Source organism: Pseudomonas sp. S3(2024) (assembly GCF_036861315.1).
Classification (GTDB): domain Bacteria; phylum Pseudomonadota; class Gammaproteobacteria; order Pseudomonadales; family Pseudomonadaceae; genus Aquipseudomonas; species Aquipseudomonas putida_A.
In genome coordinates this window covers 242,329-268,615 of record NZ_JAZAQQ010000004.1, presented here as the reverse complement: position 1 = coordinate 268,615, position 26,287 = coordinate 242,329, and the positions used below count along the sequence as shown (strand labels likewise).

17 protein-coding genes and 2 pseudogenes are annotated in these 26,287 nt (G+C 61.2%); 11 read left to right on the top strand and 8 right to left on the bottom strand.

Translation table 11 applies throughout. From position 1 onward, the window contains the following. Positions 1-206: 206 nt before the first annotated feature. The 3 genes from VLA07_RS12975 to putP form a co-directional block, all read right to left on the bottom strand. A complete protein-coding gene (locus tag VLA07_RS12975) occupies positions 207-911 on the bottom strand; it encodes a DUF4123 domain-containing protein (RefSeq protein WP_333989397.1) in 705 nt (234 codons plus the stop codon). Beyond that, positions 901-2,916 (bottom strand): type VI secretion system Vgr family protein, encoded by a 2,016-nt coding sequence (locus tag VLA07_RS12970; RefSeq protein WP_333989396.1) that lies wholly within the window; start codon positions 2,914-2,916, stop codon positions 901-903. The genes VLA07_RS12975 and VLA07_RS12970 overlap by 11 nt, the downstream gene beginning before the upstream one ends. 354 nt (positions 2,917-3,270) lie before the next feature. Continuing rightward, complete coding sequence (putP, locus tag VLA07_RS12965; RefSeq protein WP_027611355.1) at positions 3,271-4,755, bottom strand: sodium/proline symporter PutP; 1,485 nt, start codon at positions 4,753-4,755, stop codon at positions 3,271-3,273. A gap of 457 nt (positions 4,756-5,212) precedes the next feature. Here putP and putA point away from each other — a divergent pair, with 457 nt between their 5' ends. Continuing rightward, positions 5,213-9,166: a trifunctional transcriptional regulator/proline dehydrogenase/L-glutamate gamma-semialdehyde dehydrogenase gene (gene putA / locus VLA07_RS12960; protein WP_333989395.1), complete on the top strand. Its 3,954-nt coding sequence runs from the start codon at positions 5,213-5,215 to the stop codon at positions 9,164-9,166. Positions 9,167-9,426: 260 nt separating this feature from the next. Further along, entirely contained in the window at positions 9,427-11,229 is a 1,803-nt protein-coding gene (locus VLA07_RS12955; RefSeq protein WP_333989394.1) for an acyl-CoA dehydrogenase, read from the top strand. A 119-nt stretch (positions 11,230-11,348) separates the two neighbouring features. Here VLA07_RS12955 and VLA07_RS27235 read toward each other — a convergent pair whose 3' ends face one another. From VLA07_RS27235 to VLA07_RS12940, 4 genes and pseudogenes are all read right to left on the bottom strand, one after another. Further along, positions 11,349-12,080 (bottom strand): methyl-accepting chemotaxis protein, encoded by a 732-nt coding sequence (locus VLA07_RS27235; protein ID WP_442969544.1) that lies wholly within the window; start codon positions 12,078-12,080, stop codon positions 11,349-11,351. Positions 12,081-12,215: 135 nt separating this feature from the next. Next, a pseudogene (locus VLA07_RS27230) lies at positions 12,216-13,241 on the bottom strand (cache domain-containing protein); the annotation flags it as partial. 118 nt (positions 13,242-13,359) lie between these two features. Further along, complete coding sequence (locus tag VLA07_RS12945) at positions 13,360-13,686, bottom strand: cell division protein ZapA (RefSeq protein ID WP_333989392.1); 327 nt, start codon at positions 13,684-13,686, stop codon at positions 13,360-13,362. Next, on the bottom strand, positions 13,683-13,913 hold the full coding sequence (locus VLA07_RS12940; RefSeq protein WP_003220969.1) for a hypothetical protein: 231 nt from the start codon (positions 13,911-13,913) through the stop codon (positions 13,683-13,685). The genes VLA07_RS12945 and VLA07_RS12940 overlap by 4 nt, the downstream gene beginning before the upstream one ends. Before the next feature lie 248 nt (positions 13,914-14,161). Here VLA07_RS12940 and VLA07_RS27225 point away from each other — a divergent pair. The 6 genes and pseudogenes from VLA07_RS27225 to trxC all read left to right on the top strand — a co-directional run. Further along, positions 14,162-14,914 (top strand): annotated as a pseudogene (locus VLA07_RS27225) (MCP four helix bundle domain-containing protein); the annotation flags it as partial. Positions 14,915-14,944: 30 nt separating this feature from the next. Beyond that, a complete protein-coding gene (locus VLA07_RS27220) occupies positions 14,945-15,817 on the top strand; it encodes a methyl-accepting chemotaxis protein (RefSeq protein ID WP_371917813.1) in 873 nt (290 codons plus the stop codon). A gap of 302 nt (positions 15,818-16,119) precedes the next feature. Beyond that, positions 16,120-17,862: a potassium/proton antiporter gene (locus tag VLA07_RS12930; RefSeq protein ID WP_027611349.1), complete on the top strand. Its 1,743-nt coding sequence runs from the start codon at positions 16,120-16,122 to the stop codon at positions 17,860-17,862. Between the two features lie 34 nt (positions 17,863-17,896). Continuing rightward, the gene (gene mscK, locus VLA07_RS12925) at positions 17,897-21,250 is read left to right on the top strand and encodes a mechanosensitive channel MscK (protein ID WP_027611348.1); all 3,354 of its coding nucleotides are present in this window, start codon (positions 17,897-17,899) and stop codon (positions 21,248-21,250) included. 48 nt (positions 21,251-21,298) lie between these two features. Beyond that, positions 21,299-22,762: a protein adenylyltransferase SelO gene (gene selO / locus VLA07_RS12920; protein WP_027611347.1), complete on the top strand. Its 1,464-nt coding sequence runs from the start codon at positions 21,299-21,301 to the stop codon at positions 22,760-22,762. An 80-nt stretch (positions 22,763-22,842) separates the two neighbouring features. Further along, entirely contained in the window at positions 22,843-23,277 is a 435-nt protein-coding gene (gene trxC / locus VLA07_RS12915) for a thioredoxin TrxC (RefSeq protein WP_027611346.1), read from the top strand. A gap of 129 nt (positions 23,278-23,406) precedes the next feature. Here the strand turns inward: trxC and VLA07_RS12910 are convergent, their stop codons facing one another. Further along, positions 23,407-24,177, bottom strand: a complete 771-nt coding sequence (locus VLA07_RS12910) for a ParA family protein (RefSeq protein ID WP_007967296.1) — start codon at positions 24,175-24,177, stop codon at positions 23,407-23,409. 361 nt (positions 24,178-24,538) lie between these two features. Here VLA07_RS12910 and VLA07_RS12905 point away from each other — a divergent pair, with 361 nt between their 5' ends. Genes VLA07_RS12905 through VLA07_RS12895 form a run of 3 tightly spaced genes read left to right on the top strand, consistent with a single transcriptional unit; the run spans position 24,539 to position 26,284 of the window. Further along, entirely contained in the window at positions 24,539-25,258 is a 720-nt protein-coding gene (locus VLA07_RS12905; protein WP_103368705.1) for a beta-ketoacyl synthase chain length factor, read from the top strand. Beyond that, a complete protein-coding gene (locus tag VLA07_RS12900; RefSeq protein ID WP_027611343.1) occupies positions 25,234-26,043 on the top strand; it encodes a lysophospholipid acyltransferase family protein in 810 nt (269 codons plus the stop codon). Before VLA07_RS12905 ends, VLA07_RS12900 begins: the two co-directional genes overlap by 25 nt. Then, complete coding sequence (locus tag VLA07_RS12895; protein ID WP_007967290.1) at positions 26,024-26,284, top strand: phosphopantetheine-binding protein; 261 nt, start codon at positions 26,024-26,026, stop codon at positions 26,282-26,284. The genes VLA07_RS12900 and VLA07_RS12895 overlap by 20 nt, the downstream gene beginning before the upstream one ends. Positions 26,285-26,287: the final 3 nt, after the last annotated feature.

The following is a 26,287-nucleotide window of genomic DNA, read 5'->3' as shown; positions in this document are numbered from 1 at the left end:
TTCATCCCCGATGGGCTGCGCAGCAGCCCCCCTATTCTGTCAACATGTTGTATCTGTTGCTCCGCGATGACAGGTCTTGGGGCCGCTTCGCTGCCCATCGGGGATGAATCCCCTCGCCACAGTTCAGTTGCCTCGACAACCCATCGAAAGCTTTATCAAAACCCAGGATGCGAACATCGCTGATCCGAGGACTTCGCCCGGAAATTTCATTCTGCTTGGTCCTGCAAATGGTCCAATAACGCCGATTGCGACGTTTCTTCCGACGCTGAAACCTGAAAAAACTGCCTGACCTTGCAACGTAAAACCGGCTCGGGAAAGGCCTCGAACACGGCAGGATGCTCCTCGCTCAGCCACTGCACAGCATTGCCGATGCGAATGTCATCAGCTGTTGCGGCCAAGACCGATCCCGGTACTTTCCACCAAGGAAACACCCGCCCCGAAACCTGCGCCCTGCCCCCGATCTCCACGGTCTGTCCGTTGATCAAGCCGCGCGAGATCACCGGCATCAACTGCACAGATTGCACTTCATCGGACTGCAGGATCGGCAACAAAAACCGTCCATCCCAAAATCGGAAAAACACCGCTGTGCCGTCCGGCATCAGCACTTGAGTCAGGCTGCGAAAGTGCTCAACTACCACCTCCAGGCTCGCCGAGGACACCGCCAACCACCCCCAGTCGCGAGACTCGGTACTCGCCACCCAATCGAGAAACTCACTGTCCGCCGCGACAATTCCCACGAAGGGCATCACCGCATCCCACTCCGCATAGATCGTCTCTGCCCAGATCGGGCTCGGTGCAACCAGTGGAGGCCTGGCGTCGCTAGCGTTACTGAAAATCGCGAACAGTTGCTCCGCAGGTTTCAGCGGCTCACGCGCCAACCACTCTGCAGGTGTGAGGCACTCAGGCAGCACAGACACCGTCCTTGCAGCGCTCGCATTCTTCGCAGAATGGTGCATCACCTTTAAAGCTCATGATTTGCGCAGCAGTGAGCATGGCCGCTGGTGCTGCTGCGAGTTTTGCCGGCAATCCCGGCACTCCCGGCGCTGCACTCATCGCCGCCATTGGCGCCCCACCCACGACAATCGGCACGCTACTGAAAATCCCGCCGGGACCGATGTTGATCCATTGCCCGCCGGCCTGAATCGTCGCGCTCGCGCCACCGTCGATCACCACTTGTTGCCCGGCACTGACGTGAATTTGTGCGCTCGCACTGGTTGCCTGACTACTCACCCGAATATGCCGATCACCAATAACCGTGAGGTGATCGTCCTGTTTCACTTCGGTCTGGCGCTGGCCGTGGGTGATGCGCTGCTCGTCGGCCTTGAGTTCATGGCTGGCAAGGCCAGTGACGACAATGCTGCGCTGGTTGTCGACCTGCACCTGCTGGTCGTGCAGGACATGCTGCGTCCAGTTGCGCTGGGCGCGCAGGTAGATTTCTTCGGCACCCTTTTTGTCCTCGATGCGCAGCTCGTTGTAACCGCCACCACCGGGGCTGCTCTGGCTGCGGAAGATGCTGCGGGTCTGGTCGGTGGGCAGGTCCAGCGGCAGCGGAGTTGCGGCGTTTGGCAGGCAACCCATCACCAACGGTTTGTCGGCATCGGCATCGATGAAACCGACCAGCACTTCCATGCCGACCCGCGGGATCAGCACGCTGCCGTAATGATCATGCGCCCAACCCGTGGCAACGCGCAGCCAGCAACTGGAATGCTCGTTGAGCTCGCCGTCACGATCCCAGGCCAGTTGCACCTTGACCCGGCCGTACTCGTCGCAATGGATTTCCGTGTCTTGCGGCCCGGTGACCACGGCAGGTTGATAACCGGGCATGCGCGGTTTTTCCGGCCCCAACGCCGGGCGAAAGAACACCTCCCACGGCGTGGCAAGAAAGGTATTACGGTAACCCTGGAATGTTTCCCCATCGCTGGTCACCGATTCCTCCAGCACTTGCGGCTGTCGGCCATGATGCTCGATGGCGGTGAGCAGCCACAGGTCATTCCAGTCCTGGCGCGGATGCTCGCTCAGTTGCAGGAAATGTCCGCAAACCAGTGCGGATACGTCGCTGATGCCCTCAGCCTGACGGTAGTCGGCGACATGCCTTTCCAGCGTACGTTGCGCCAGTTGCCTGCCGGTTTCTCGATCGTTGAATTGGCCGGGAAAGTGATAGTCCTCGAGCACCGGGCGCTGCTCACTGTCGCTGCGGCTTTGCAGTTGCAGTCGCGGCTTTTCGAAGTTGTAGTCGCGCCGGGTGACCACGCTGGTGCGAGTCTCCACCCGGACGTTGAAGCGCTTGATGACCGGCGCCGTCGACGCCATGCCGCTGCCCGGCAGATACAGCGTCGGCTCGGCCAGGCGCGGAAACACCGTTTGATCGTCGCCGAACACCAACAGATGGCCTTCGGGACTGTGCTGAAAGTGGTAATGAATGCCGACCTCGGCACACAGGCGCTGGATGAACGCCAGATCGCTCTCGGCGTATTGCACGCAATATTCCCGCACCGGGTAATCGCTGCCGAGGCGGAACTCGAAGGCATCGCGCAGGATTGCGTGATCCTTGAGGATCTGCGCGACGATCTGTGGAACCGTCTGATGCTGAAAAGTCCGCTGGTTGATGCGGTGACCGAGGTAGGTCAGACGCGGCACCAGACTCAGGTGATAGCGCGTCAGACGTTTCCCGGAATCGCCCTGCCCGACCTGATAAATCTGACCATGGACACCGGAACCTTCCGCATCGAGGCTCAGAAACGCCTGACGGTGCAGCAGGCTTTCGAGGTCCAGATCCGGACGCTCACTGACCAGTTCCAGCTCGAAACGAAAGGGTTGGCTGATGGCTTCCTTGCCCGTGAACTCAAGGACTTTGAGATCAACTTGGGCGCCTTCGAGGGTCAACGTGAAACGCGGTTGATTGGCAGGCGCGAACATCCGATGTCTCTCTGCAGATTGAGGGCGGGCGATTCTGCATGAGGGGCAAGAGGTGTTGGGTGGGTGACGGGAAAATCAGATTTGCCCTACTTTTCCTGTCGAAAAAGCCTTCGAAAATCGGCGCATGCGACTACAGACAACCCTCTCAAAATCACCACCGAACAACTGTGGGAGCGGGCTTGCTCGCGAAAGGGCCGTGTCAGTCGACATTGATTTCATTTGACCCACCGCATTCGCGAGCAAGCCCGCTCCCACAGGGGATCTATGCTGAGTCAGGGATATTGCAGGCACAAAAAAACGGCCCGCCTCCTTGTAGGAAACGGGCCGTTTTTCTGTGAGCCGCAGCTCAGTGCATCACTTGTTCAGATGGAAATCTTTTTCCGCTGCCTGGAAGCGCTGCACCATGCCAGCAGTCGGCGCGCCGAGCTTGCTGACGATGTAAATCGCCAGACTGGCGAAGATGAAGCCCGGGATGATTTCGTACAGACCCAGCAGTTCGAAATGCTTCCAGACCACTACGGTGATCGCGCCGACCAGGATGCCGGCCAGTGCGCCGTTGCGGGTCATGTCCTTCCAGATCACCGAAATCAGCACCACCGGACCGAACGCGGCACCGAAACCGGCCCAGGCGTATGACACCAGGCCCAGTACGCGGTTTTCCGGGTTGGCGGCCATGGCGATAGCGATCAGCGCCACCAGCAACACCATCGCGCGACCGACCCACACCAGTTCCACCTGGGAAGCGGATTTGCGCAGGAAGGTTTTGTAGAAGTCCTCGGTCAGAGCGCTCGAGCAAACCAGCAGCTGGCAGCTGAGGGTGCTCATCACAGCGGCGAGAATCGCCGACAGCAGGACACCGGCAACCCACGGGTTGAAGAGAATTTTTGCCAGTTCGATGAACACCCGCTCGTGGTTCTCGGTGACTGGGCCGGCCACTTCCGGGTGCGCCGAGAAGTAGGCGATACCGAAGAAACCCACGGCGACGGTGCCGCCCAGGCACAGGATCATCCAGGTCATGGAGATGCGACGGGCGTTGGCAATCGACTTCACCGAGTCAGCGGCCATGAAGCGCGCGAGGATGTGCGGTTGACCGAAGTAACCCAGACCCCAGCCCATCAGCGAGATGATGCCGATGAAGGTGGTGCCCTTGAGCATGTCGAAGTTGCTCGGATCCTGGGCTTCGATGGCGAGGAACGTGGTGTCCACGCCACCGGTGGCCAGCAGCACGATGATCGGCGTCAGCAGCAGGGCGAAGATCATCAGCGTGGCTTGTACGGTGTCAGTCCAGCTCACCGCGAGGAAACCGCCGACGAAGGTGTAGGCAATCGTCGCCGCAGCACCGGCCCACAGCGCCGTCTCGTAGGACATGCCGAAGGTGCTTTCGAACAGACGGGCGCCGGCCACGATGCCGGAAGCGCAGTAAATGGTGAAGAACACCAGAATCACCACCGCCGAGATGATGCGCAGCAGGCCGCTTTTGTCTTCGAAACGGCTGGAGAAGTAGTCCGGCAGGGTCAGCGCATCGCCGTTGTGCTCGGTCTGCACGCGCAGGCGGCCGGCGACGAACAGCCAGTTCAGGTAGGCGCCGACGATCAGGCCGATGGCGATCCAGCTTTCGGACAGACCGGACATGTAGATGGCACCCGGCAGGCCCATCAACAACCAGCCGCTCATGTCGGAAGCACCGGCGGACAGAGCCGTCACGACGCTGCCCAGGCTGCGGCCGCCAAGAATGTAGTCAGAGAGGTTATTGGTGGAGCGATAGGCCATGAAGCCGATCAGCACCATTGCTGCGATGTAGATCACGAACGTGATCAGTGTTGGATTGCTTACGCTCATTAAGTTACGCCCTGGCTTTGTTTTTATGTTGCAGCGGTGATTGATCGCCCACAAACGACGACGTTTGGCAGACGAAACGGGATCCCGCGCATTTAGGACTGATGTTTCCCCAGGAAAGCCACCAGCCGATGCACCGGGCATTCCCGGTTGCACCTTGGGCGCGAATGCTATGCAACAAAGTAAAAAAGGTGCAACCAGTTTCTGGCGATTAAGTTGCACCTAGTCGGATATACCGACAAATAGGCCGTTTTTGCTCCCTTTTAGCGCAGTTGCGTCGCTCTGCTAGAAGTAAAAGCACCAAGCAGGAGCGGCACTTCAGTACCAGAAAATAATTCCTGACGAAGCGTTTATTTTTCCGACAAAAAAAGGGTTGCACCCGGTTGCACCTCTTCCGGCGCACGGCTAATCTTGCCGCCAGCTGATGCCACGCAACTGTGGCAACCATGAGGATAAAAATATGGCTACCACCACCCTTGGGGTCAAACTCGATGACCCGACCCGCGAGCGCCTGAAGGCTGCCGCGACCTCGATTGATCGCACACCGCACTGGCTGATCAAGCAGGCAATTTTCAATTACCTGGAAAAACTCGAGGGTGGTGCAACCCTGACCGAGCTGAACGGTTTGACCGCCAAAGACACCGACGACGCCGGTGAAGTCCATACCGATCACGCCCACCAGTGCTTCCTCGAATTCGCTGAAAGCATCCTGCCGCAATCGGTACTGCGCGCATCGATCACCGCTGCTTACCGTCGCCCTGAGCCGGAAGTGGTGCCGATGCTGATCGAGCAGGCACGCCTGCCGGCACCGATGGCCGACGCCACCAACAAACTCGCCGCGACCATCGCGGAAAAACTGCGTAACCAGAAAAGTGCCGGCGGTCGTGCAGGCATTGTTCAGGGCCTGCTGCAGGAATTTTCCCTGTCGTCTCAGGAAGGCGTGGCACTGATGTGCTTGGCCGAAGCGCTGCTGCGTATCCCGGACAAAGGCACTCGCGATGCGCTGATCCGCGACAAGATCAGCACCGGCAACTGGCAGCCGCACCTGGGCAACAGCCCGTCGCTGTTCGTCAACGCCGCGACCTGGGGTCTGCTGCTGACCGGCAAGCTTGTTTCCACGCACAACGAAGCCGGCCTGACTTCGTCGCTGAGTCGCATCATCGGCAAGAGCGGCGAGCCGATGATCCGCAAGGGCGTCGACATGGCCATGCGTCTGATGGGCGAGCAGTTCGTCACCGGCGAAACCATCGCCGAAGCGCTGGCCAACGCGAGCAAGTTCGAAGCCAAGGGCTTCCGTTATTCCTACGACATGCTCGGTGAAGCGGCCCTCACCGAACACGATGCGCAGAAGTACCTGGCGTCGTACGAACAAGCCATCCACTCGATCGGCAAAGCCTCCCACGGCCGTGGGATTTATGAAGGCCCGGGCATTTCCATCAAGCTCTCGGCCCTGCACCCGCGTTACAGCCGTGCGCAGTACGAGCGCGTGATGGACGAGCTGTACCCGCGTCTGCTGTCGCTGACCCTGCTGGCCAAGCAATACGACATCGGCTTGAACATCGACGCCGAAGAGGCCGACCGCCTGGAGCTGTCGCTGGATCTGCTCGAGCGCCTGTGCTTCGAACCGCAACTGACCGGCTGGAACGGCATCGGCTTCGTGATTCAGGCTTACCAGAAGCGTTGCCCATACGTGATCGACTACGTGATCGATCTGGCCCGTCGCAGCCGTCATCGCCTGATGATCCGTCTGGTGAAAGGCGCGTACTGGGACAGCGAAATCAAGCGCGCCCAGGTCGAAGGCCTGGAAGGCTATCCGGTCTACACCCGCAAGGTGTACACCGACGTTTCCTACATTGCCTGCGCGCGCAAACTGCTGTCGGTGCCGGAAGTCATCTATCCGCAGTTCGCCACGCACAACGCCCACACCCTGTCGGCGATTTACCACATTGCCGGTCAGAACTATTACCCGGGCCAGTACGAATTCCAGTGCCTGCACGGCATGGGCGAACCGCTCTACGAGCAAGTTGTAGGCAAAGTTTCCGAAGGCAAGCTGAACCGTCCGTGCCGCGTGTACGCACCGGTCGGCACCCACGAAACCCTGCTGGCGTACCTCGTGCGTCGTCTGCTGGAAAACGGCGCAAACACCTCGTTCGTCAACCGCATCGCCGACCAGTCGATTTCGATTCAGGAGCTGGTGGCCGATCCGGTGGCGCAGATCGAGCAGATGGCGACCGTGGAAGGTGGTTTCGGCCTGCCGCACCCACGCATTCCGCTGCCGCGAGACCTCTACGGCGCCGATCGCGCCAACTCCGCCGGCATCGACATGGCCAACGAACATCGTCTGGCCTCGCTGTCCTGCGCCCTGCTCGCCACTGCGCACAACAACTGGAAAGCCGCGCCGATGCTCGGTTGCGCGTCCAGCAACGAAGCCCCGGCACCGGTGCTGAACCCGGCGGATCACCGCGATGTGGTCGGTCACGTGCAGGAAGCTACCGTCGAAGACGTCGACAACGCGATCCAGTGCGCCCTGAATGCTGCGCCAATCTGGCAGGCCACCCCGCCCGCCGAGCGCGCGGCGATTCTGGAGCGTGCCGCCGACCTGATGGAAGGCGAGATCCAGCCACTGATGGGCCTGCTGGCCCGTGAAGCCGGCAAGACCTTCGCCAACGCCATTGCTGAGGTGCGTGAAGCGGTCGACTTCCTGCGTTACTACGCGGTGCAGGCGCGCAACGATTTCAGCAACGACGCCCACCGCCCACTGGGCCCGGTGGTGTGCATCAGCCCGTGGAACTTCCCGCTGGCCATCTTCAGTGGCCAGGTCGCTGCCGCACTGGCCGCCGGTAACCCGGTACTGGCCAAACCGGCTGAACAGACTCCGCTGGTCGCCGCGCAAGCCGTGCGCTTGCTGCTCGAAGCCGGGATTCCCGAAGGCGTGCTGCAACTGCTGCCGGGTCGCGGTGAAACCGTCGGCGCCGGTCTGGTCGGTGATGAGCGCGTCAAAGGCGTGATGTTCACCGGTTCCACCGAAGTCGCGCGCCTGCTGCAACGCAACATCGCTGGCCGTCTCGACAGCCAGGGCCGTCCGATTCCGCTGATCGCCGAAACCGGCGGGCAGAACGCGATGATCGTTGACTCCTCGGCGCTGACCGAACAAGTGGTGATCGACGTGGTGTCCTCGGCCTTCGACAGTGCCGGTCAGCGTTGCTCGGCCCTGCGCGTGCTGTGCCTGCAGGAAGATTCCGCCGACCGTGTCATCGAAATGCTCAAAGGCGCGATGGCTGAAAGCCGCCTCGGCAACCCTGAGCGTCTGTCCGTGGACATTGGCCCGGTGATCGACGCCGAAGCCAAGGCCGGTATCGACAAGCACATCCAGGGCATGCGCGATAAAGGTCGCAGCGTGTACCAAGTGGCTATCGCCGACAGCGAAGAAGTCAAACGCGGCACCTTCGTCATGCCGACCCTGATCGAGCTGGAAAGCTTCGACGAACTGCAACGCGAGATCTTCGGCCCGGTGCTGCACGTGGTGCGCTACAAGCGCAAAGACATCGACCAGTTGATCGGCCAGATCAATGCCTCCGGTTATGGCCTGACCCTCGGCGTACACACCCGTATCGACGAGACCATCGCCAAGGTGATCGACAACGTCAACGCCGGTAACGTCTACGTCAACCGCAACATCGTCGGTGCCGTGGTCGGCGTGCAACCGTTCGGCGGCGAAGGCCTGTCGGGTACTGGCCCGAAAGCCGGTGGTCCGCTGTACCTGTACCGCCTGCTGTCGACCCGTCCTACGGACGCGATCGAGCAATCCTTCGCTCGCGGTGATGCAGTCGTCGCCCCGGACGTGCGTCTGCGTGATGCCATGAGCAAACCGCTGAACGCCTTCAAGGCCTGGGCCGAGAGCAACCAGTACGCCGAACTGAGCACCCTATGCGTGCAGTACGCCGCGCAATCGCAAAGCGGCATCACCCGCGTGCTGGCCGGCCCGACCGGCGAGAAGAACAGCTACGCGATCCTGCCGCGTGAACACGTGCTGTGCCTGGCCGACGTCGAAGGCGATCTGCTGACCCAACTGGCTGCGGTCCTGGCTGTCGGCGGTTCGGCGGTATGGCCGGAGTCCGACATCAGCAAGGCCTTGTTCGCACGCCTGCCGAAGGACGTTCAGGCGCGAATCAAACGGGTTGCCGACTGGCACAAGGATGAAGTGGTGTTTGATGCCGTGCTGCATCATGGTCATTCCGACCAGTTGCGTGGTGTGTGCCAGCAGATTGCCAAACGTGCTGGTGCGATCGTTGGCGTTCAGGGCCTGTCCCAGGGTGAGACCAACATTGCGCTGGAGCGTCTGGTGATCGAGCGGGCATTGAGCGTTAACACCGCGGCGGCGGGGGGTAATGCGAGCTTGATGACTATCGGTTAAACCCGAGAAGTCAGGCAACCGCGATGGTTGCCTGACAATCAAATCCCAATGTGGGAGCGGGCTTGCTCGCGAAGGCGTTGTGTCAGTCGACATCTCCAGTGACTGATCCACCGCATTCGCGAGCAAGCCCGCTCCCACAGTTGTTTTGGGGTGTTTGTTAAGTCGGTGCTCGGCCCTGACATCACCGTTATCAATCATCGTATTCAGTCTTTATCAGCACGCCTAGACTCGGCCCAACCCCAATGTTCAGGTAGGCCGCCATGTCCGAGACGCTGCTCAGTTCCCGCAATCTGGCTTTCGAGCTGTACGAAGTCCTCGATGCCGAGGGCCTGACCCGGCGTGAGCGCTTTGCCGAGCACAACCGTGAGACCTTCGACGCGGCCATCGGCACCGCGCGCAGCATCGCCGAGAAATACTTCGCACCGCACAACCGCAAGGGCGACGAGAACGAGCCGCGCTACGAGAACGGCCAGGCGATGCTGATTCCCGAAGTGAAACCGGCGGTGGACTCGTTTCTTGAGGCGGGTTTCCTCAATGCCGCGCGCAGCTTCGAAGCCGGCGGCATGCAACTGCCGACGCTGCTGTCGCAAGCCTGCTTTGCGCACTTTCAAGCGGCGAACGCGGCGACCACATCCTACCCGTTCCTGACCATGGGCGCGGCCAACCTGATCGAAAGCTTTGGCACCGACGAGCAGAAACAGCGCTTCCTGCAACCGATGATCGACGGCCGTTTCTTCGGCACCATGGCCCTGACCGAACCGCACGCCGGTTCGTCGCTGTCGGATATTCGTACCCGCGCCGAGCCGGCGTCTGACGGCACCTATCGCCTGAAGGGCAACAAGATCTTCATTTCCGGCGGCGATCATCCGCTGTCGGAAAACATCGTGCACATGGTCCTGGCCAAGCTGCCGGACGCGCCGCCGGGGGTGAAGGGCATTTCGCTGTTCATCGTGCCGAAGTTTCTGGTCAATGATGACGGCAGCCTCGGCCAGCGCAACGATGTGCTGCTGGCCGGGCTGTTCCACAAGATGGGCTGGCGCGGCACCACTTCCACCGCGCTGAACTTCGGCGATAACGGCGAGTGCGTCGGCTATCTGGTGGGCAAGCCGCACCATGGTTTGAGCTACATGTTCCAGATGATGAACGAGGCGCGGATTGGCGTCGGCATGGGCGCGGTGATGCTCGGCTACGCCGGCTACCTGTACTCGCTGGAATACGCCCGCGAACGCCCGCAAGGCCGAGTGCCGGACAGCAAGGATCCGAGCACCGCGCCAGTGGCGATCATTCAGCACGCCGATGTAAGACGCATGCTGTTGACGCAAAAGTCCTACGTCGAAGGGGCGTTTGACCTCGGCCTGTACGCGGCGCGGCTGTTCGATGACACCACCACGCTGGAAACCGAAGCCGAGCGCAAACAGGCCCATGAGTTGCTGGATTTGCTGACGCCGATCGTCAAATCCTGGCCGTCGGAGTTCTGCCTGAAGGCCAACGAATTGGCGATCCAGATTCTCGGCGGCCACGGTTACACCCGCGAATACCCGGTCGAGCAGTATTACCGCGACAACCGCCTGAACCCGATCCACGAAGGCACCCACGGCATTCAGTCGCTGGACTTGCTCGGGCGCAAACTGGCGCAGAACGGCGGCGCTGGGCTCAAGCAACTGATCCGTCTGATCGCCAACACCGCCGAGCGCGCGACCGCGTATGAATCGTTGACCGCATTGCGTGAGCCATTGGAGAAACTCGTGGCGCGCCTGCAAGCGGTGACCATCGGCCTGCTCACCGATCTGGCGCAGGGCAAGATCAACAGCAGCCTGGCGAATTCGGCGCTGTATCTGAAAGTGTTCGGGCACACGGTGATTGGCTGGCGCTGGCTGGAGCAGGCGATTCGGGCTGAGGAAGGTTTGGCCAAAGGCAATGCGGCGGATGCTGACTTCTATAAGGGCAAGCTACAGGCGGCGCGGTATTTCCTGACGTGGGAAGTGCCGGGCTGTCACCATGAGCTGGCGTTGCTGGAGGCGCGGGATGATACGTGTCTGGCGATGCAGGATGGGTGGTTCTGATCCGAGTTGTGTGCCGCGGCTGAAATCCAATCGCGAGCAGGCTCACTCCTACAGTTGGAATGCGTTCCTCTGTAGGAGTGAGCCTGCTCGCGATAGCGTCAGTTCAAACAACACATCTCTCAGGACAGCTTGAACCCACCCATGTGCCGTGCCAGATCATCCGCCAGCTTCTGCAACATCTGACAATCCTCACGACACGCCCGCACCTCGCCCGCCGTCGCCCGGGCCAGATCGGAAATCCCCTGCACGTTGCGGTTGATCTCCTCGGTCACCGCCGACTGTTCTTCCGTCGCGGTCGCAACCTGATGGTTCATGTCGCTGATGCGCTCGACCTGCCCGGTAATCGCGGTCAACGACGCGCCGGTACGCTGGCTCGATTCAACCCCGGTGCCGGTCGCCGCCTGCCCGGTGCGCATCGATGACACGGCATTCTCTGCGCCTTGTTTGAGGCTGCCGATCATTTGCTGGATTTCGTCGGTAGACGCCTGAGTCCTTCGCGCCAAGGTGCGCACTTCATCCGCCACCACGGCAAACCCGCGCCCCATATCACCCGCCCGCGCAGCTTCAATCGCAGCATTGAGCGCCAGCAAATTGGTCTGCTCGGACACGCCGCGAATCACCGCCAGTACCGAATCGATCGACGCCACCTGATGCGCCAGCTCACCGACCGCGCCCGCCGCCACGCCAATCTCATCGGACATGCTTTCGATATGACGGATCGAGCCGCCAACCACCTCCCGCGCCTGCAGCGCTTCATCACGAGCAGTTTGTGAAGCAAGCGCGGCGTTGCCGGCGTTCTGCGCGATTTCCTGCACGGTCAGGCCCATCTCATGCACCGCCGTGGCAACCATGTCGGTCATTTCCTGCTGACGCCCGGAGCGTTCGGCGGTGTTTTCCACCACCTTCGCCACCTGCCCGACGGCTGTGCGCAGACGTTCGCTGGTGGTCAGGACTTCGCCGATCAGCCCGCGCTGGCTGTCGAGGAAACGGTTGAAGCCCCGAGCCAGATCGCCCAGTTCATCGGCGCGACTGGAATCTAACCGATGGGTCAAATCTCCACCGCCGCTACCGATCGCTACCAGCGCGGCTGTTACCTGACGAATCGGTCGCACCAGCCCTTGGGCCAGCCACACCACCAGCGCCAGACACACCAATGCCACCGCCAGACCGATACCGCCACTCATCCACATCGCCTTGCGGGCTTCGGCGTAGATCTGCGATTGCGGCACTTCGGCCACTAGCGTCCAGCCCAGATCGCGCAGCGGCAGGCTGAAGGCGAGGAAGTCTTCACCATCGCGCTGGAACGAGCTGTTGGTGGCGACTTTCTGACCCATGACCGCTTGCGCCGCCGACGCACCGATCTGCTCCGTGAGGGTGCGCTTGCCGCTGAACTGCGCCTCGGGATGGACCTGGATCAAACCGTCGGAACGCACGAGATAGACCTTGCCACGCTCGCCAAAGCTGAAGTTGTGGATTAGCTCCGACAGCTCTTTCATGCTCAGGCCCAGCCCCGCGACGCCGACCACTTTGCCGGCCTGCTCGACCTTCAAGTCGATGAACAGCGCCAATTCTCCGGTGGCGCCGTCATTGTCGATGTTCAGGGTGCGCGGCTGATGGCTGTCGAGGAAGGAATAGAACCAGGCATCAGCCGGTTTGGCCCGGCTGAGGGTGCGATCCAGGCCCTTTTCGGTGATGTAGTGATTGGATTCGGTGCCGATGATCAAAGCGGTAAATGCTTTATGTTCGGCGCGGATGCCTTCCAGATACTCTGCGAAGGCCGCTGTTTTGCTGCTGTCTTCACCCGCTGCCAGCCAGTCGCGCACCATGGAATTGCTGGCGATGTCTTTGGCCGCGGTGAGGGGTTGGACGAGGATGCGTTCGATGTCGTTGCGCGTCGCTTCGATGCTCGACGGCAGCGCTTGGTCGACCAGATAGCTCTGGGCGAGGCGGTTGACCACCAGGGTATAAATGCCAACCACGATCAGGATGCTGACCAGCAGGGCGGTGCCCATGCTGAGAATCAGCTGCCATTGAATACTGCGTCGCCACAACTGCATGGAGCACCCCCAAAGAATAAGTGGCCGAAACAATGCAACAGCCGTGCCGTTTGTATACAACCTGATCGACAATCTATTCTTTGGTTGTGCGCAACCCCATGCCCTGATTGATGGTCTTGGCGATGGTGTCGACCGTGGCGCTGACTTGCTCTTGGTAACGGTCGAGTTCTTCCTGATGCTGCTTCTTCATTTCGATCTGCTGCGAGCACAGGTTCATCGCTGCCAGCACCAGCAAGCGGTCACCGATCAGTGTCGGGTATTTGCGTTTGGTGTCGGCCAGTGCGGCTTTAAGCATCAGTGCGGCATCCAGCAGGGTCTGTTCTTCCCCGGCCGGTGCCTTGATCGAATAGTCCTCCCCGAGAATGGAGATGACTTTTACCCCTGCGGTGCCGTGGTTCATGCGCTGACAGGGCCTGCGTTGACGCGATCAACCAGAGCCTGGATGCGCGCTGCGGTGGCGCCGTGCTTCTCTTCCTGTTCCATCAGGCTCAGTTGCAGGCTTTCGTTTTCATCCTTGGCCTGGGCCAGTTCCGTGGACAGGGTCTGGTTGGTTTGCGTGAGGGTCTGGTTCTGTTGCACCAGGTCGCTGACGAGCTGTTCCAATTGGCTGAGGGATGCTTCCAACATTTTGATCTTCCAGGCGTTTTTCAAAGGGCGCGTACGATAAAGAAAAGTCACTGCGGATGCCAGGGTTATACCGGCGCAAGGCCTTGATTTTCCTGGCGGCCGACCGTTCTCGCGAGTTTAAAAGACTGTGATCTGCCGATCTGGTTCCTGCACTTCGTCGCTCAGGCCCGTATGCGACAAATACGCACAGTGCCTCAAGACTTTAGTCGTATGACCGATAAGTCATCCATACAGCAGTCTCAGCCCGCATGGATGCGGCCCTTTTTGGTATCCGCGCCATGTCCCTTCGCAATATGAATATCGCCCCCCGGGCGTTCACCGGCTTCGCCCTGATCGGCGGCCTGATGCTGATTCTCGGCGTGTTCGCCCTGAACCAGATGAGCAAAATCCGCGGCGCCGCCGAGGACATCACCAACAGCAGCGTGCCGAGCATCAAGAACCTCGACGAGTTCACCCAGCTGACCTTGCGCCTGCGAGTGCTGTCCTACCGCTTGCTGGTCAATCGCGAGCCGGACGTGCAGCAGAAGACCATGGAACTGCTGGACACCCGCAACCAGCAGATCCGCGCCGCCCAATCGGCCTATGAACCGTTGATCAGCGGCCCGCAGGAACGCGCGGCCTACGATCAATATGTGCAGTTGCTCGGCCAGTACCGCCAGATCGAAGACCGGATGAGAACGCTGTCGCGCAACAATCAGGTGGACGAGTTGCGCAACCTGCTCAACACCGAGTTGCTGAACAACTCCGAAGCGATGAACACCGTGCTCAACCGCCTGATGCAGATCAACGGCGAGCAGATCAGCCAGACCAATCAAGAGGCGGTCGACCAGTATTCCTCGGCGTTCAATCTGGTGGTCACCCTGCTGGTCGTGGCGACCGGCCTGACCTTCCTGTTCGCCTGGCTGCTGACCATCAGCATCACCAAGCCGATTTCCAAAGCGCTGGACGCGGCGGAAACCATCGCCGAAGGCAACCTGACCCAACCGATCCACGTCGACGGCACCGACGAAGCCGGGCGTCTGCTGGCGGCCATGGCCAAAATGCAATCGAAGCTGCGCGACACCCTGCAGCGCATCTCCGGCTCGGCCACCCAGCTTGCATCTGCAGCGGAAGAACTGAACAGCGTCACCGACGAAAGTGCCCGTGGCTTGACCCAGCAGAACAACGAAATCGAACAGGCCGCCACCGCCGTCAATGAAATGACCAGCGCCGTGGAAGAAGTCGCCCGCAATGCCGTGAGCACTTCGGAAGCCTCGAAGAACGCCACCACCTCGGCCGGCGACGGCCGCGACCTGGTACAAGAAACCGTCAGCGCCATCGAACGCATGAGCGCCGACGTACAGAGCACCGCGACCCTGATCGGTGATCTGGCGAATGAATCCCGTGACATCGGCAAGGTGCTGGACGTGATTCGTGGTCTGGCGGATCAGACCAACCTGTTGGCCCTGAACGCGGCGATTGAAGCGGCCCGTGCCGGTGAAGCCGGTCGCGGTTTTGCCGTGGTCGCCGATGAAGTGCGTGCCTTGGCGCATCGCACCCAGCAGTCGACCAGCGAAATCGAACGCATGATCGGCAGCATCCAGAGCGGCACCGAACACGCCGTGGATTCGATGCGCAACAGCACCGAGCGCGCCGAATCGACGCTGAACATCGCGCGGGGTGCCGGGATGTCGCTGGACACCATCAATACCGCGATCGTCGAGATCAACGAGCGCAATCTGGTGATCGCCAGCGCCGCTGAAGAACAGGCACAAGTGGCCCGCGAAGTGGATCGCAACCTGGTGAACATCCGCGACCTGTCGGTGCAATCGGCTACCGGCGCGAATCAGACCAGTGCGGCGAGCAACGAGCTGTCGCGCCTGGCGCTGGATCTGAACAATATGGTTGGGCGGTTCAGCCTTTAAGCACGCAGCTCTCATGCTAAAGGCGCTCCCTGTGGCGAGGGAGCTTGCTCCCGCTCGGCTGCGAAGCAGTCGCTGATTCAGCCAACTTGTTTATCCTGATAAACCGCAGCATCTGCATTTGGGGGCGCTGCGCGCCCCAGCGGGAGCAAGCTCCCTCGCCACAGTCATCACATGCCGCACCTCCTGCGTGAGCACGCTGTAAAAAGCTTTTTGACAGCATCACATTTCAACAGGTTAGAATCGCTGGCACGCAGACTGCATGGTCAGTTTGTGCCCGTTTTTACGCTTCTGGAGTACTGCCTTTGAATGCGACGACCATCAACAGCCTGTTCTTGATCGGCGCGTTGCTGGTAGGTGCGAGCATTCTTGTCAGCTCACTTTCCTCCCGTCTCGGCATCCCGATTCTGGTCATCATCCTCGCGGTCGGCATGACGGCCGGGGTCGATGGCGGCGGGATCATTTTCGATAACTACCCGACGGCCTATCTGGTCGGCAACCTCGCACTGGCGGTGATCCTCCTCGACGGCGGCTTGCGCACCCGGGTCTCGAGTTTCCGCGTGGCCCTGTGGCCGGCGCTGTCGCTGGCGACGGTCGGGGTGTTGATCACCACCGGGCTGACCGGTATGGCCGCGGCATGGCTGTTCGACCTGAACCTGATTCAGGGCCTGCTGATCGGCGCCATCGTCGGCTCCACGGACGCCGCCGCAGTGTTCTCGCTGCTCGGCGGCAAGGGCCTCAACGAACGGGTAACCGCCAGCCTGGAAATCGAATCCGGCAGCAACGACCCGATGGCGGTGTTTCTCACCGTGACCCTGATCGACATGCTCGCCAGCGGCCAGACCGGCCTGCACTGGAGCCTGTTGACCCACCTGATCCGCGAATTCGGCATCGGCGGCGTGATCGGCCTTGGCGGTGGCTGGCTGATGCTGCAGCTGGTCAACCGGATCAACCTCGCTACCGGCCTGTACCCGATTCTGGTGATCGCCGGCGGTCTAGTGGTGTTCGCCCTGACCAACGCCCTGCACGGCAGCGGCTTCCTCGCGGTGTACCTGTGCGGTCTGGTGATCGGTAACCGCCCGGTGCGCAGCCGTCACGGCATTCTGCACATGCTCGATGGCATGGCGTGGCTGGCGCAGATCGGCATGTTCCTCGTGCTGGGGCTGCTGGTCACTCCGCACGATCTGCTGCCGATCGCCCTGCCGGCGCTGGGTCTGGCGCTGTGGATGATTCTGTTCGCCCGGCCGCTGTCGGTGCTGGTCGGCCTGCTGCCGTTCAAGGCGTTCCACGGCCGCGAGAAAGCGTTTATTTCCTGGGTCGGGTTGCGCGGCGCGGTACCGATCATTCTCGCGGTGTTCCCGTTGATGGCCGGCCTGCCGAATGCGCAGCTGTACTTCAACCTCGCGTTCTTCATCGTGCTGGTGTCGCTGCTGGTGCAAGGCACAAGCCTGCCATGGGTGGCCAAACTGTTGAAGGTGACGGTCCCGCCCGAGCCGGCGCCGATTTCCCGTTCGGCACTGGAAGTGCACATCACCAGCGAGTGGGAGCTGTTCGTTTACAAGCTCGGCGCCGAGAAATGGTGCATCGGTTCGCCCTTGCGCGAGCTGAAAATGCCCGAAGGCACCCGCATCGCCGCCCTGTTTCGTGGCCAGCAACTGCTCCATCCGTCGGGTAGTACGGTGCTGGAAGTCGATGATTTGCTGTGTGTTATCGGGCATGAACACAACTTGCCAGCGCTCGGAAAACTGTTCAGCCAGGCGCCACAACGCGGTCTGGATCTGCGCTTCTTCGGCGACTTCGTGCTCGAAGGAGACGCCCAGCTTAAAGCGGTTGCCGCGCTTTACGGGTTACCGGCCGAGGGCATCGATCCGGACATGACCCTGGGTGCGTTCATTGCCCACAAGGTCGGGGGGGCACCGATCGTTGGCGACCAGGTGGAGTGGAACAACACTCACTGGACGGTCGCGGTCATGGACGGGAACAAGATCGGCAAAGTGGGCGTCAGATTCCCCGAAGGAAGTCGCCCGGGCCCCGGTCTCTTCCTCTAAACTGCGTCCACTCTCACTTGCTTGACCGGTCTCTATGCCTACCCTGCGCTCCTTCTTTTTCGCGGCCCTGCTGGGCCTGAGTCTTTCCGTCGGCCCGCTCTACGCCGCCGAACCGCCGTCCAGCGAAGCCGTGCAGGCCAGCCTCGACAAACTGGCCGACAGCAAACTGCCGGATGCCGACAAAAAGAGCCTGCAGACTGTCCTGCAAACCACGCTCAATCAACTCAACAGCCGGCGTGATTACGACCAGAAGCTGATCGACCTCAAGCAGCAACTGGCCTCCGCCCCTCGGCAGACCATCGAGAACACCCGCGAACTGACGCGCCTCAAGGCCACGCCAGTGGTGCCGGTGGCGCAGCGCTTCACCAAAGAGTCGATCCAGCAACTGGAGCAGATCCTCACCGATCGCTCGACCCAGCAGAGCGACCTGCAAAAAGCCCTGGCCGATGCCAACAGCCTGATCATCACTGCCCAGACCCGTCCCGAGCGGGCGCAGGCGGAAATCTCTGCCAGCCAGACGCGCATCCAGCAGATCAACAACATCCTCAAGTCCGGCAAGGACGCGGGCAAGACCGTCAGCGCCGAGCAGCGCGACCAGTTGAACGCCGAGCTCGCCGCGTTGAACTCACTGATTCCGCTGCGCCGCCAGGAACTGGCGGGCAACAGCCAGCTGCAGGATCTGGGCAACAGTCAGCACGACCTGCTCTCGGAGAAATCCGACCGTCTCGATCGCGAGATCCAGGAACTGCAGACCTTGATCAACCAGAAGCGTCTGGCGCAATCTCAGGAAACCGTGACCCAGCAGTCGATCGAAGCACAGAAGGCCGGCGGCAGCAGCCTGCTCGCCACCGAAAGTGCGGCCAACCTCAAGCTCTCCGATTACCTGCTCAAAAGCACCGACCGCCTCAACGAAGTCACTCAACAGAACCTGCAGACCAAACAGCAACTCGACAGCCTGACCCAAAGCGACTCGGCCCTCGACGAGCAGATCAACGTGCTCAAGGGCAGTCTGCTGCTGTCGAAGATTCTCTATAAGCAGAAACAGGCGCTGCCGCGACTCAAGGTCGACCGCGATCTGGCGGACCAGATCGCCGATATTCGCCTGTATCAGTTCGAAGTCAGCCAGCAGCGCGAACTCCTGAGCAATCCGGCGACCTACGTCGACAACCTGCTCTCCACCCAGCCGCCGGAACAAGTCACCCCGCAACTGCGCAAGAGCCTGATGGAACTGGCCAACACCCGCGCCGACCTGCTGGAGCGCCTGAACCGCGAACTGAGCGCGGTGCTCAACGAATCGATCACCCTGCAACTCAACCAGAAACAATTGCTGAGCACCGCGCAGAGCCTGCGCGCGACCCTTGACGAGCAGATGTTCTGGATCCCCAGCAACAAGCCGCTGGACGCGGAATGGATTCGCGACGTGCCAGAGCGGCTCAAGCGCCAGATCGACACCCTGCCGCTGGCCTCAAGCCTGAGCGAGCTGACCGACGGCCTGACCCAGCGCCCGCTGTTGTTCCTGCCGCTGGCCTTGCTGATCGGCGCTCTGCTGTGGCGGCGCAAGGCGCTTTATGCGCGCCTGAACAAGGTTCACCAGGACATCGGGCACTTCAAGCGTGACAGCCAGTGGCATACGCCCCAGGCGATTCTGATCAATATTCTGCTGGCGATGCCGGTAGCGCTGGGCCTGGGCCTGTGCGGCCTGGCCTTGCAGATCGACGCCCGCGGGCAAAACGCCAACATGGGCGCGGCGTTGCTGCAGATGGGCCAGGCGTGGCTGGTGTTCTACACCGCTTACCGGATTCTCTCGCCGGGCGGCGTGGCGGAGTTGCACTTCCGCTGGGACAAACCGCAGGTCGAGTTCCTTCAGGGCTGGATCCGTCGCCTCGGGCTGGTGGTGATGGCGCTGGTGACCGTGGTGGCGGTGGCCGAATTGCAACCGGCAGCGCTGGCTGACGACGTGCTCGGCATGCCGGTGGTATTGACCTGCTACGCCCTGATGGCGTGGCTGCTCAGCCGTCTGCTGATCAGCAGTCCGGCCCACGAAAACACCTCATTGTTCCGCAGGGCCGTGGGCGTGATGTTCACCCTGCTGCCAATCGCCCTGTTCGTCGCGGTGTGCTTCGGCTACTACTACACCGCGCTGAAACTCAGCGACCGGTTGATCAACACCCTGTACCTGCTGATGTTCTGGCTGGTGATCGAGGCTACCTTCGTGCGTGGTCTGGCGGTCGCCGCACGCCGCTTGGCCTATCAGCGCGCCCTGGCCAAACGTCAGGCGGCGAAAGAGGCCGGCGACGGCGAAGCGGTGATCGAAGAGCCGACCCTGGACATCGAAAAGGTCAACGAACAATCCCTGCGCCTGATTCGTCTGGCACTGCTCGGCGGTTTCATCGCCGCGCTGTACTGGGTTTGGGCCGACCTGATTTCGGTGTTCTCGTACCTCGACAACATCACCCTCTACGAATACACCAGCGGCACTGGCGCCAACATGAGCATGGTGCCGATCAGCATCGGCGACATGCTCGGCGCGCTGATCATCATCGGCATCACCTTCGCCCTCGCCCGCAACCTGCCGGGTCTGCTCGAAGTGTTCGTGCTGTCGAAACTCAATCTGGCGCAGGGCAGCGCCTATGCGACCACGACGCTGCTGTCTTACGTGATCGCCGGTGTCGGTTTTGTCTCGACCCTGTCGACCCTCGGCGTCAGCTGGGACAAGTTGCAATGGCTGGTGGCGGCGCTGTCGGTCGGCCTCGGTTTCGGTATGCAGGAGATCTTCGCCAACTTCATCTCCGGCATCATGATCCTGTTCGAGCGTCCGGTGCGGATCGGCGACACCATCACCATCGGCAACCTGTCGGGCACGGTGAGCAAGATCCGCATCCGCGCCACGACCATCACCGACTTCGACCGCAAGGACATCATTGTCCCGAACAAGACGTTCATCACCGGGCAACTGATCAACTGGTCGCTGACCGACACCATCACCCGCGTCACCTTGAAGCTGGGCGTGGACTACGGCTCCGACCTGGATCTGGTCAAGGAGCTGCTGCTCAAGGCCGCCCGGGAAAACCCGCGCGTCCTCAAGGAACCCGAGCCGCACGTGTACTTCCTCAACTTCGGCGAAAGCACCCTCGACCACGAATTGCGCATGCATGTGCGCGACCTCGGTGACCGTAACCCGGTGATCGACGAAGTGAACCGCTTCATCAACCGCGAGTTCAAGAAGCAGCACATCAACATCTCGTTCCGCCAGATGGAGGTGTATCTGAAAAACCTTCATGGCCAGGAATACAAGTTGGTGCCGATCGAGGACGAGAACAAAACCATCGTGCCGATTGGCGCCGAGCAAAAGCCGCTGCAAGAGCCGCCGCCGGCCAAACTCGACTAACCGGTCTGATCCCAGCAGAATGCTCGGACATTCTGCTGGAGCCGGCCCTTGAAAGCCCTCGACGAACTGACCTTCGACAATCGCTTCGCCCGCCTGGGCGATGCGTTCTCCGCCCACGTGCTGCCCGAGCCGATCGACAACCCGCGTCTGGTCGTCGCCAGCCCGGCGGCCCTGGCCTTGCTCGATCTTGATCCGGCAACCGCTGAGACTCAGGAATTCGCTGAACTGTTCGGCGGCCACAAGTTGTGGGCCGATGCCGAACCACGGGCGATGGTCTATTCCGGGCATCAGTTCGGCGGCTACACGCCGCAACTGGGCGATGGTCGCGGGTTGTTGCTCGGCGAGGTCTACAACAACGCCGGTGAACACTGGGACCTGCATCTGAAGGGCGCCGGGCAGACGCCGTTTTCGCGCATGGGCGATGGCCGCGCGGTGCTGCGTTCGTCGATTCGTGAGTTTCTCGCCTCCGAGGCGCTGCACGCGCTGAACATCCCGTCTTCACGTGCCGCCTGCGTGATTGGCTCCGACACTCCGGTGTGGCGCGAAAAGCAGGAACGCGCGGCGATGGTGCTGCGTCTGGCGCCAAGCCATGTGCGCTTCGGCCACTTCGAATACTTCTACTACACCAAGCGTCCCGAGCAGCAGAAATTGCTCGGCGAACACGTATTGGCGATGCACTATCCCGAGTGCCTGGAGCAACCGGAACCGTATCTGGCGATGTTCCGCGAGATCGTCGAGCGCAACGCCGAACTGATCGCCAAGTGGCAGGCCTATGGCTTCTGCCACGGGGTAATGAACACCGACAACATGTCGATCCTCGGCATCACCTTCGACTTCGGCCCGTTCGCCTTCCTCGACGATTTCGACGCCAACTTCATCTGCAACCACTCGGATGATCAGGGCCGCTACTCGTTCAGCAACCAGGTGCCGATCGGCCAGTGGAACCTCAGCGCTCTGGCCCAGGCCCTGACGCCGTTCATCAGCGTCGAAGCCCTGCGCGAAACCCTCGGCCTGTACCTGCCGCTGTTCCAGGCGCACTACCTCGACCTGATGCGCCGCCGCCTCGGTTTCACCAGCGCCGAGGATGACGACCAGAAACTGCTCGAAGACCTGTTGCAACTGATGCAGAACAGCGGCGTCGACTACACCTTGTTCTTCCGCCATCTCGGTGAGGAGTCCGCAGAACAGGCTGTCGCCCGCTTGCGCGATGACTTCGTCGACATCAAAGGCTTCGATGCCTGGGGCGAGCGCTACGTGGCACGGGTTGCCCGCGATGGCGACAGCGATCAGGAACAGCGCCGTGCACGGATGCACGCGGTCAATCCGCTGTACATCCTGCGCAACTATCTGGCGCAAAAAGCCATCGACGCCGCCGAACAAGGCGACTACTCCGAAGTACGCCGCCTGCATGCGGTGCTGAGCAAACCGTTCGACGAGCAGCCGGGGATGGAAGGTTATGCCGAGCGGCCGCCGGAGTGGGGCAAGCATCTGGAGATCAGTTGTTCGTCTTGAGGCTCCGGATTCAACCTTGATAAACGCCTCGTACGACTCCAGATCAGTCGTACGAGATATCAACTTAAACCGAGCCCGTCATGACCACTCCACTCCTCATCCCCTGCCCCGCCTGCAACGGCCTCAACCGCATCCCCGCCGAACGCTTGGGCGATCAACCGAAATGCGGGCGCTGCAAGTCCGCGGTGCTGTTGAGCAAGCCGTTCGAACTCAAGCAAGGCGATTACGCCAGCCAGATCAAAGGGGATCTGCCGTTGTTGGTGGATGTGTGGGCGGACTGGTGTGGGCCGTGCAAGTCCTTTGCGCCGGTATTCGAGCAGGCGGCGGCGCAGTTGGCGGGCAAGTGCCGGTTGGCCAAGCTCGACAGCGAAGCCAATCAGCAGTTGTCGGCGCAGTTGGGGATCCGTTCGATTCCGAGCCTGATTCTGTTCAAGAACGGGCGGGAGGTGGCGCGCCAGAGCGGGGCGTTTCCGTTGCCACAGTTGATGGCGTGGTTGCGTAGCCAGGGCATCTGACCCAACACAGATTCAATTGTAGGAGTGAGCCTGCTCGCGATGGCGTCTTTTCAGGCAACTCAGATGCTCGCAGAGAGGACGCCATCGCGAGCAGGCTCACTCCTACAGGGGATCTGAGTAGCTCAGGGGTCAGTGGTCTTCGAGCAGGTTGTGCAGCTCAACGAACTGCTGCGTCAGCTTGTGCCGAGGATCGAGGTGGATCAGCGGGGTGCTGGCCTGGTGCGACTCACGCATGCGCACCGAGCTGTTCAGATACACCGGCAGCACCGGCAAGCCCTCGGCAATCAGCTCATCGAGGATCTGCTGCGGCAGGCTGGCCCGGGCCTGGAACTGGTTGACCACGATGCCTTCGACTTCCAGACCTTCGTTGTGGTCCTCCTTCAACTCTCCGATCTCCGCCAGCAGGCCGTACAGCGCCTGCCGCGAGAAGCTGTCGCAATCGAAGGGAATCAATACCCGATCGGCGGCGATCAACGCCGACACTGCATAGAAGTTCAATGCTGGCGGGGTATCGAGATAAATCCGGTCGTATTCGCCATCCAGCTCATCGAGCAATTTGCGCAGCTTGTTGATCTTGTGTTTGGCCTCAAGCTTGGGCTGCAGATCGGCCAGCTCAGCGGTAGCGGTGATGATGTGCAGGTTGTCGAACGGGGTTTCGTAGATGTCGGCCTGGTTTTTCTTCGAGAACGGCCCTGATGACAAGGTTTGCTTGAAGAAGTCGGCAATGCCCATCGGTATGTCATCGCCGGTGAGCCCCGTCAGGTACTGAGTGGAGTTGGCCTGGGCATCGAGGTCGACCAACAGCGTGCGATAGCCCTCGCTGGCACTCACCGCTGCCAGATTGCAGGCAATGCTGGATTTGCCCACGCCACCTTTCTGATTGAACACCACGCGCCGCATGACAAAACCTCCGTGTATCAAAGAATGACCGAGTGTAGTTGCCTGTGCGTGCGCTTCGCTACCTTCAACGAAGCGGACTACAGAGTCAGGCGCAAAAATCAGCGGGCACGGCGGGTAAAAACCTCCCGAGTGCGCCGATATGCCCGACAGACAAATCCCGCACGATCCGGATAATGGCCAAATGACATTTTTTCCACGAACCACTCGGTACATTTCGTTGCGTAAAACGTAACCAACATTTGCTACACACTCGTCGCACCGGGATAATGCGCGCCACCCGGCGCCATGCGCCACCTCAGGTCAGCCGCGGCCCTGGCGACTCAAAGCGTCATAAAAGCCCGCAGGGGCGGGATGAACATCCGTGATCAACTTCAACATCGCCCAATGGCGCGCGTGGGCCCCGGGGCTCGACAGCGTGGACGCGTGGCAGGCCTGGAGCCGACAACCGGTCGTACTCCCGAGCAGCGATGCCGCGCCCGATGTGTCGTTTCTGCCAGCCATGCAGCGCCGACGCCTCAGCCGTCTGGCGCGGATGGCGTTCAGCGTCGGCTGGCCGCTGGCCGACGGACGGGAGAACCTGCCGCTGGTGTTTGTTTCACGACACGGCGAAACCCCGCGCACCTTCGAGATCCTCAGTGATCTGGCCAAGGACGAGCCGTTGTCGCCGACCCAGTTCAGCCTGTCGGTGCACAACGCGATCATTGGTCTGTGGTCGATCATGCGCGGTGAAACCAGCGAAATGACTGCACTGGCGGCCGCAGGCGATGGCCTGGAACACGGCATCATCGAAGCCTCCGCCCTGCTCGCTGAAGGCGCTCCCGCGGTGCTGCTGATCATCACCGAAGAACAGCCGCCCGAGGCCTATTCGCAGTGGGTCGACGACGTGCCGTTCCCTTATGCGCTGGGTCTGCTGCTCACCCCCGGTACCGACTGGCGGCTGACCCTGAACAGCGGCCAGGAAACAGTGTCCAAAGCGCACTGGCCCCACGCGCTGAATCTGTTGCGCGCCCTGCTCGGTCAGCAAACCCATTGCCAACATGCCTGGAAAAATCGTGTATGGACCTGGCAACGCAACCCGTGACCGAGAAGAACCGCGACGCCTATTACTGGCGCTTGCTGGCCACCGCCGCCAGTTTCACCCTGTTCGGGCTCGGCGGGTTGTGCCTGCGCTTGCTGGTATTTCCGCTGCTCGGCTGTCTGCCGGGTGACGCGCTCAGGCATCGTCAACGCGCGCGGCAAACCGTCAGTCGGCTGTTCTGGTTTTTCGTGCGGTTCATGGCCCGCACCGGTGTGCTGACTTATGACATTCAAGGGGCCGAACGCCTCGGGCGTCCAGGGCAGATGATCATCGCCAACCACCCGTCGCTGATCGACGTGGTGTTCCTGATCGGCCTGGTGCGCCAGGCCAATTGCGTGGTGAAGAAAAGCCTGTGGGAAAACCCCTTCACCCGCGGCCCGCTGCGCAGTACCGAATACATCAGCAACGACGGCAGCATGGACATGCTCGACGCTGCCGCCGAGTCCCTGCAAAACGGCCAGACCCTGATCATTTTCCCCGAGGGCACGCGCACTCAACCTGGTCAGGCGCCAGCCTTTCATCGGGGGGCTGCAGCGATTGCCCTGCGCGGTGCGAAAATCCTTACGCCAGTGGTCATCAAGGTCAATCCGACCACCCTGACCAAGGCCGAACCCTGGTATCGCATCCCCCACCGCCGCGTGCACTTCAGTTTTCGTGTCGGGGCCGATATAGATCCACAGACTTTCGCCACGCAAGGCCCGGCACCGCAGGCCTCGCGCAAGCTCAATGATTATTTGCACTCTTACTACATTAAGGAGCTCGCCGAAGATGAGCGATCTGCACCGTGAAATAAAACTGCTGATCATCGACGCCCTGGGCCTCGAAGACATCAGCGTCGACGACATCGGCGACGAGCAGACGCTGTTCGGCGAAGGCCTGGGCCTGGATTCGGTCGACGCACTGGAACTGGGTCTGGCGATCCAGAAAAAGTACGGCATCAAGATCGACGCCGACGCCAAAGACACCCGTAACCACTTCACCAATGTGGCGAGCCTTGCGGCGTTCGTCACGGCAAAACAGGCAGCTTGAGAC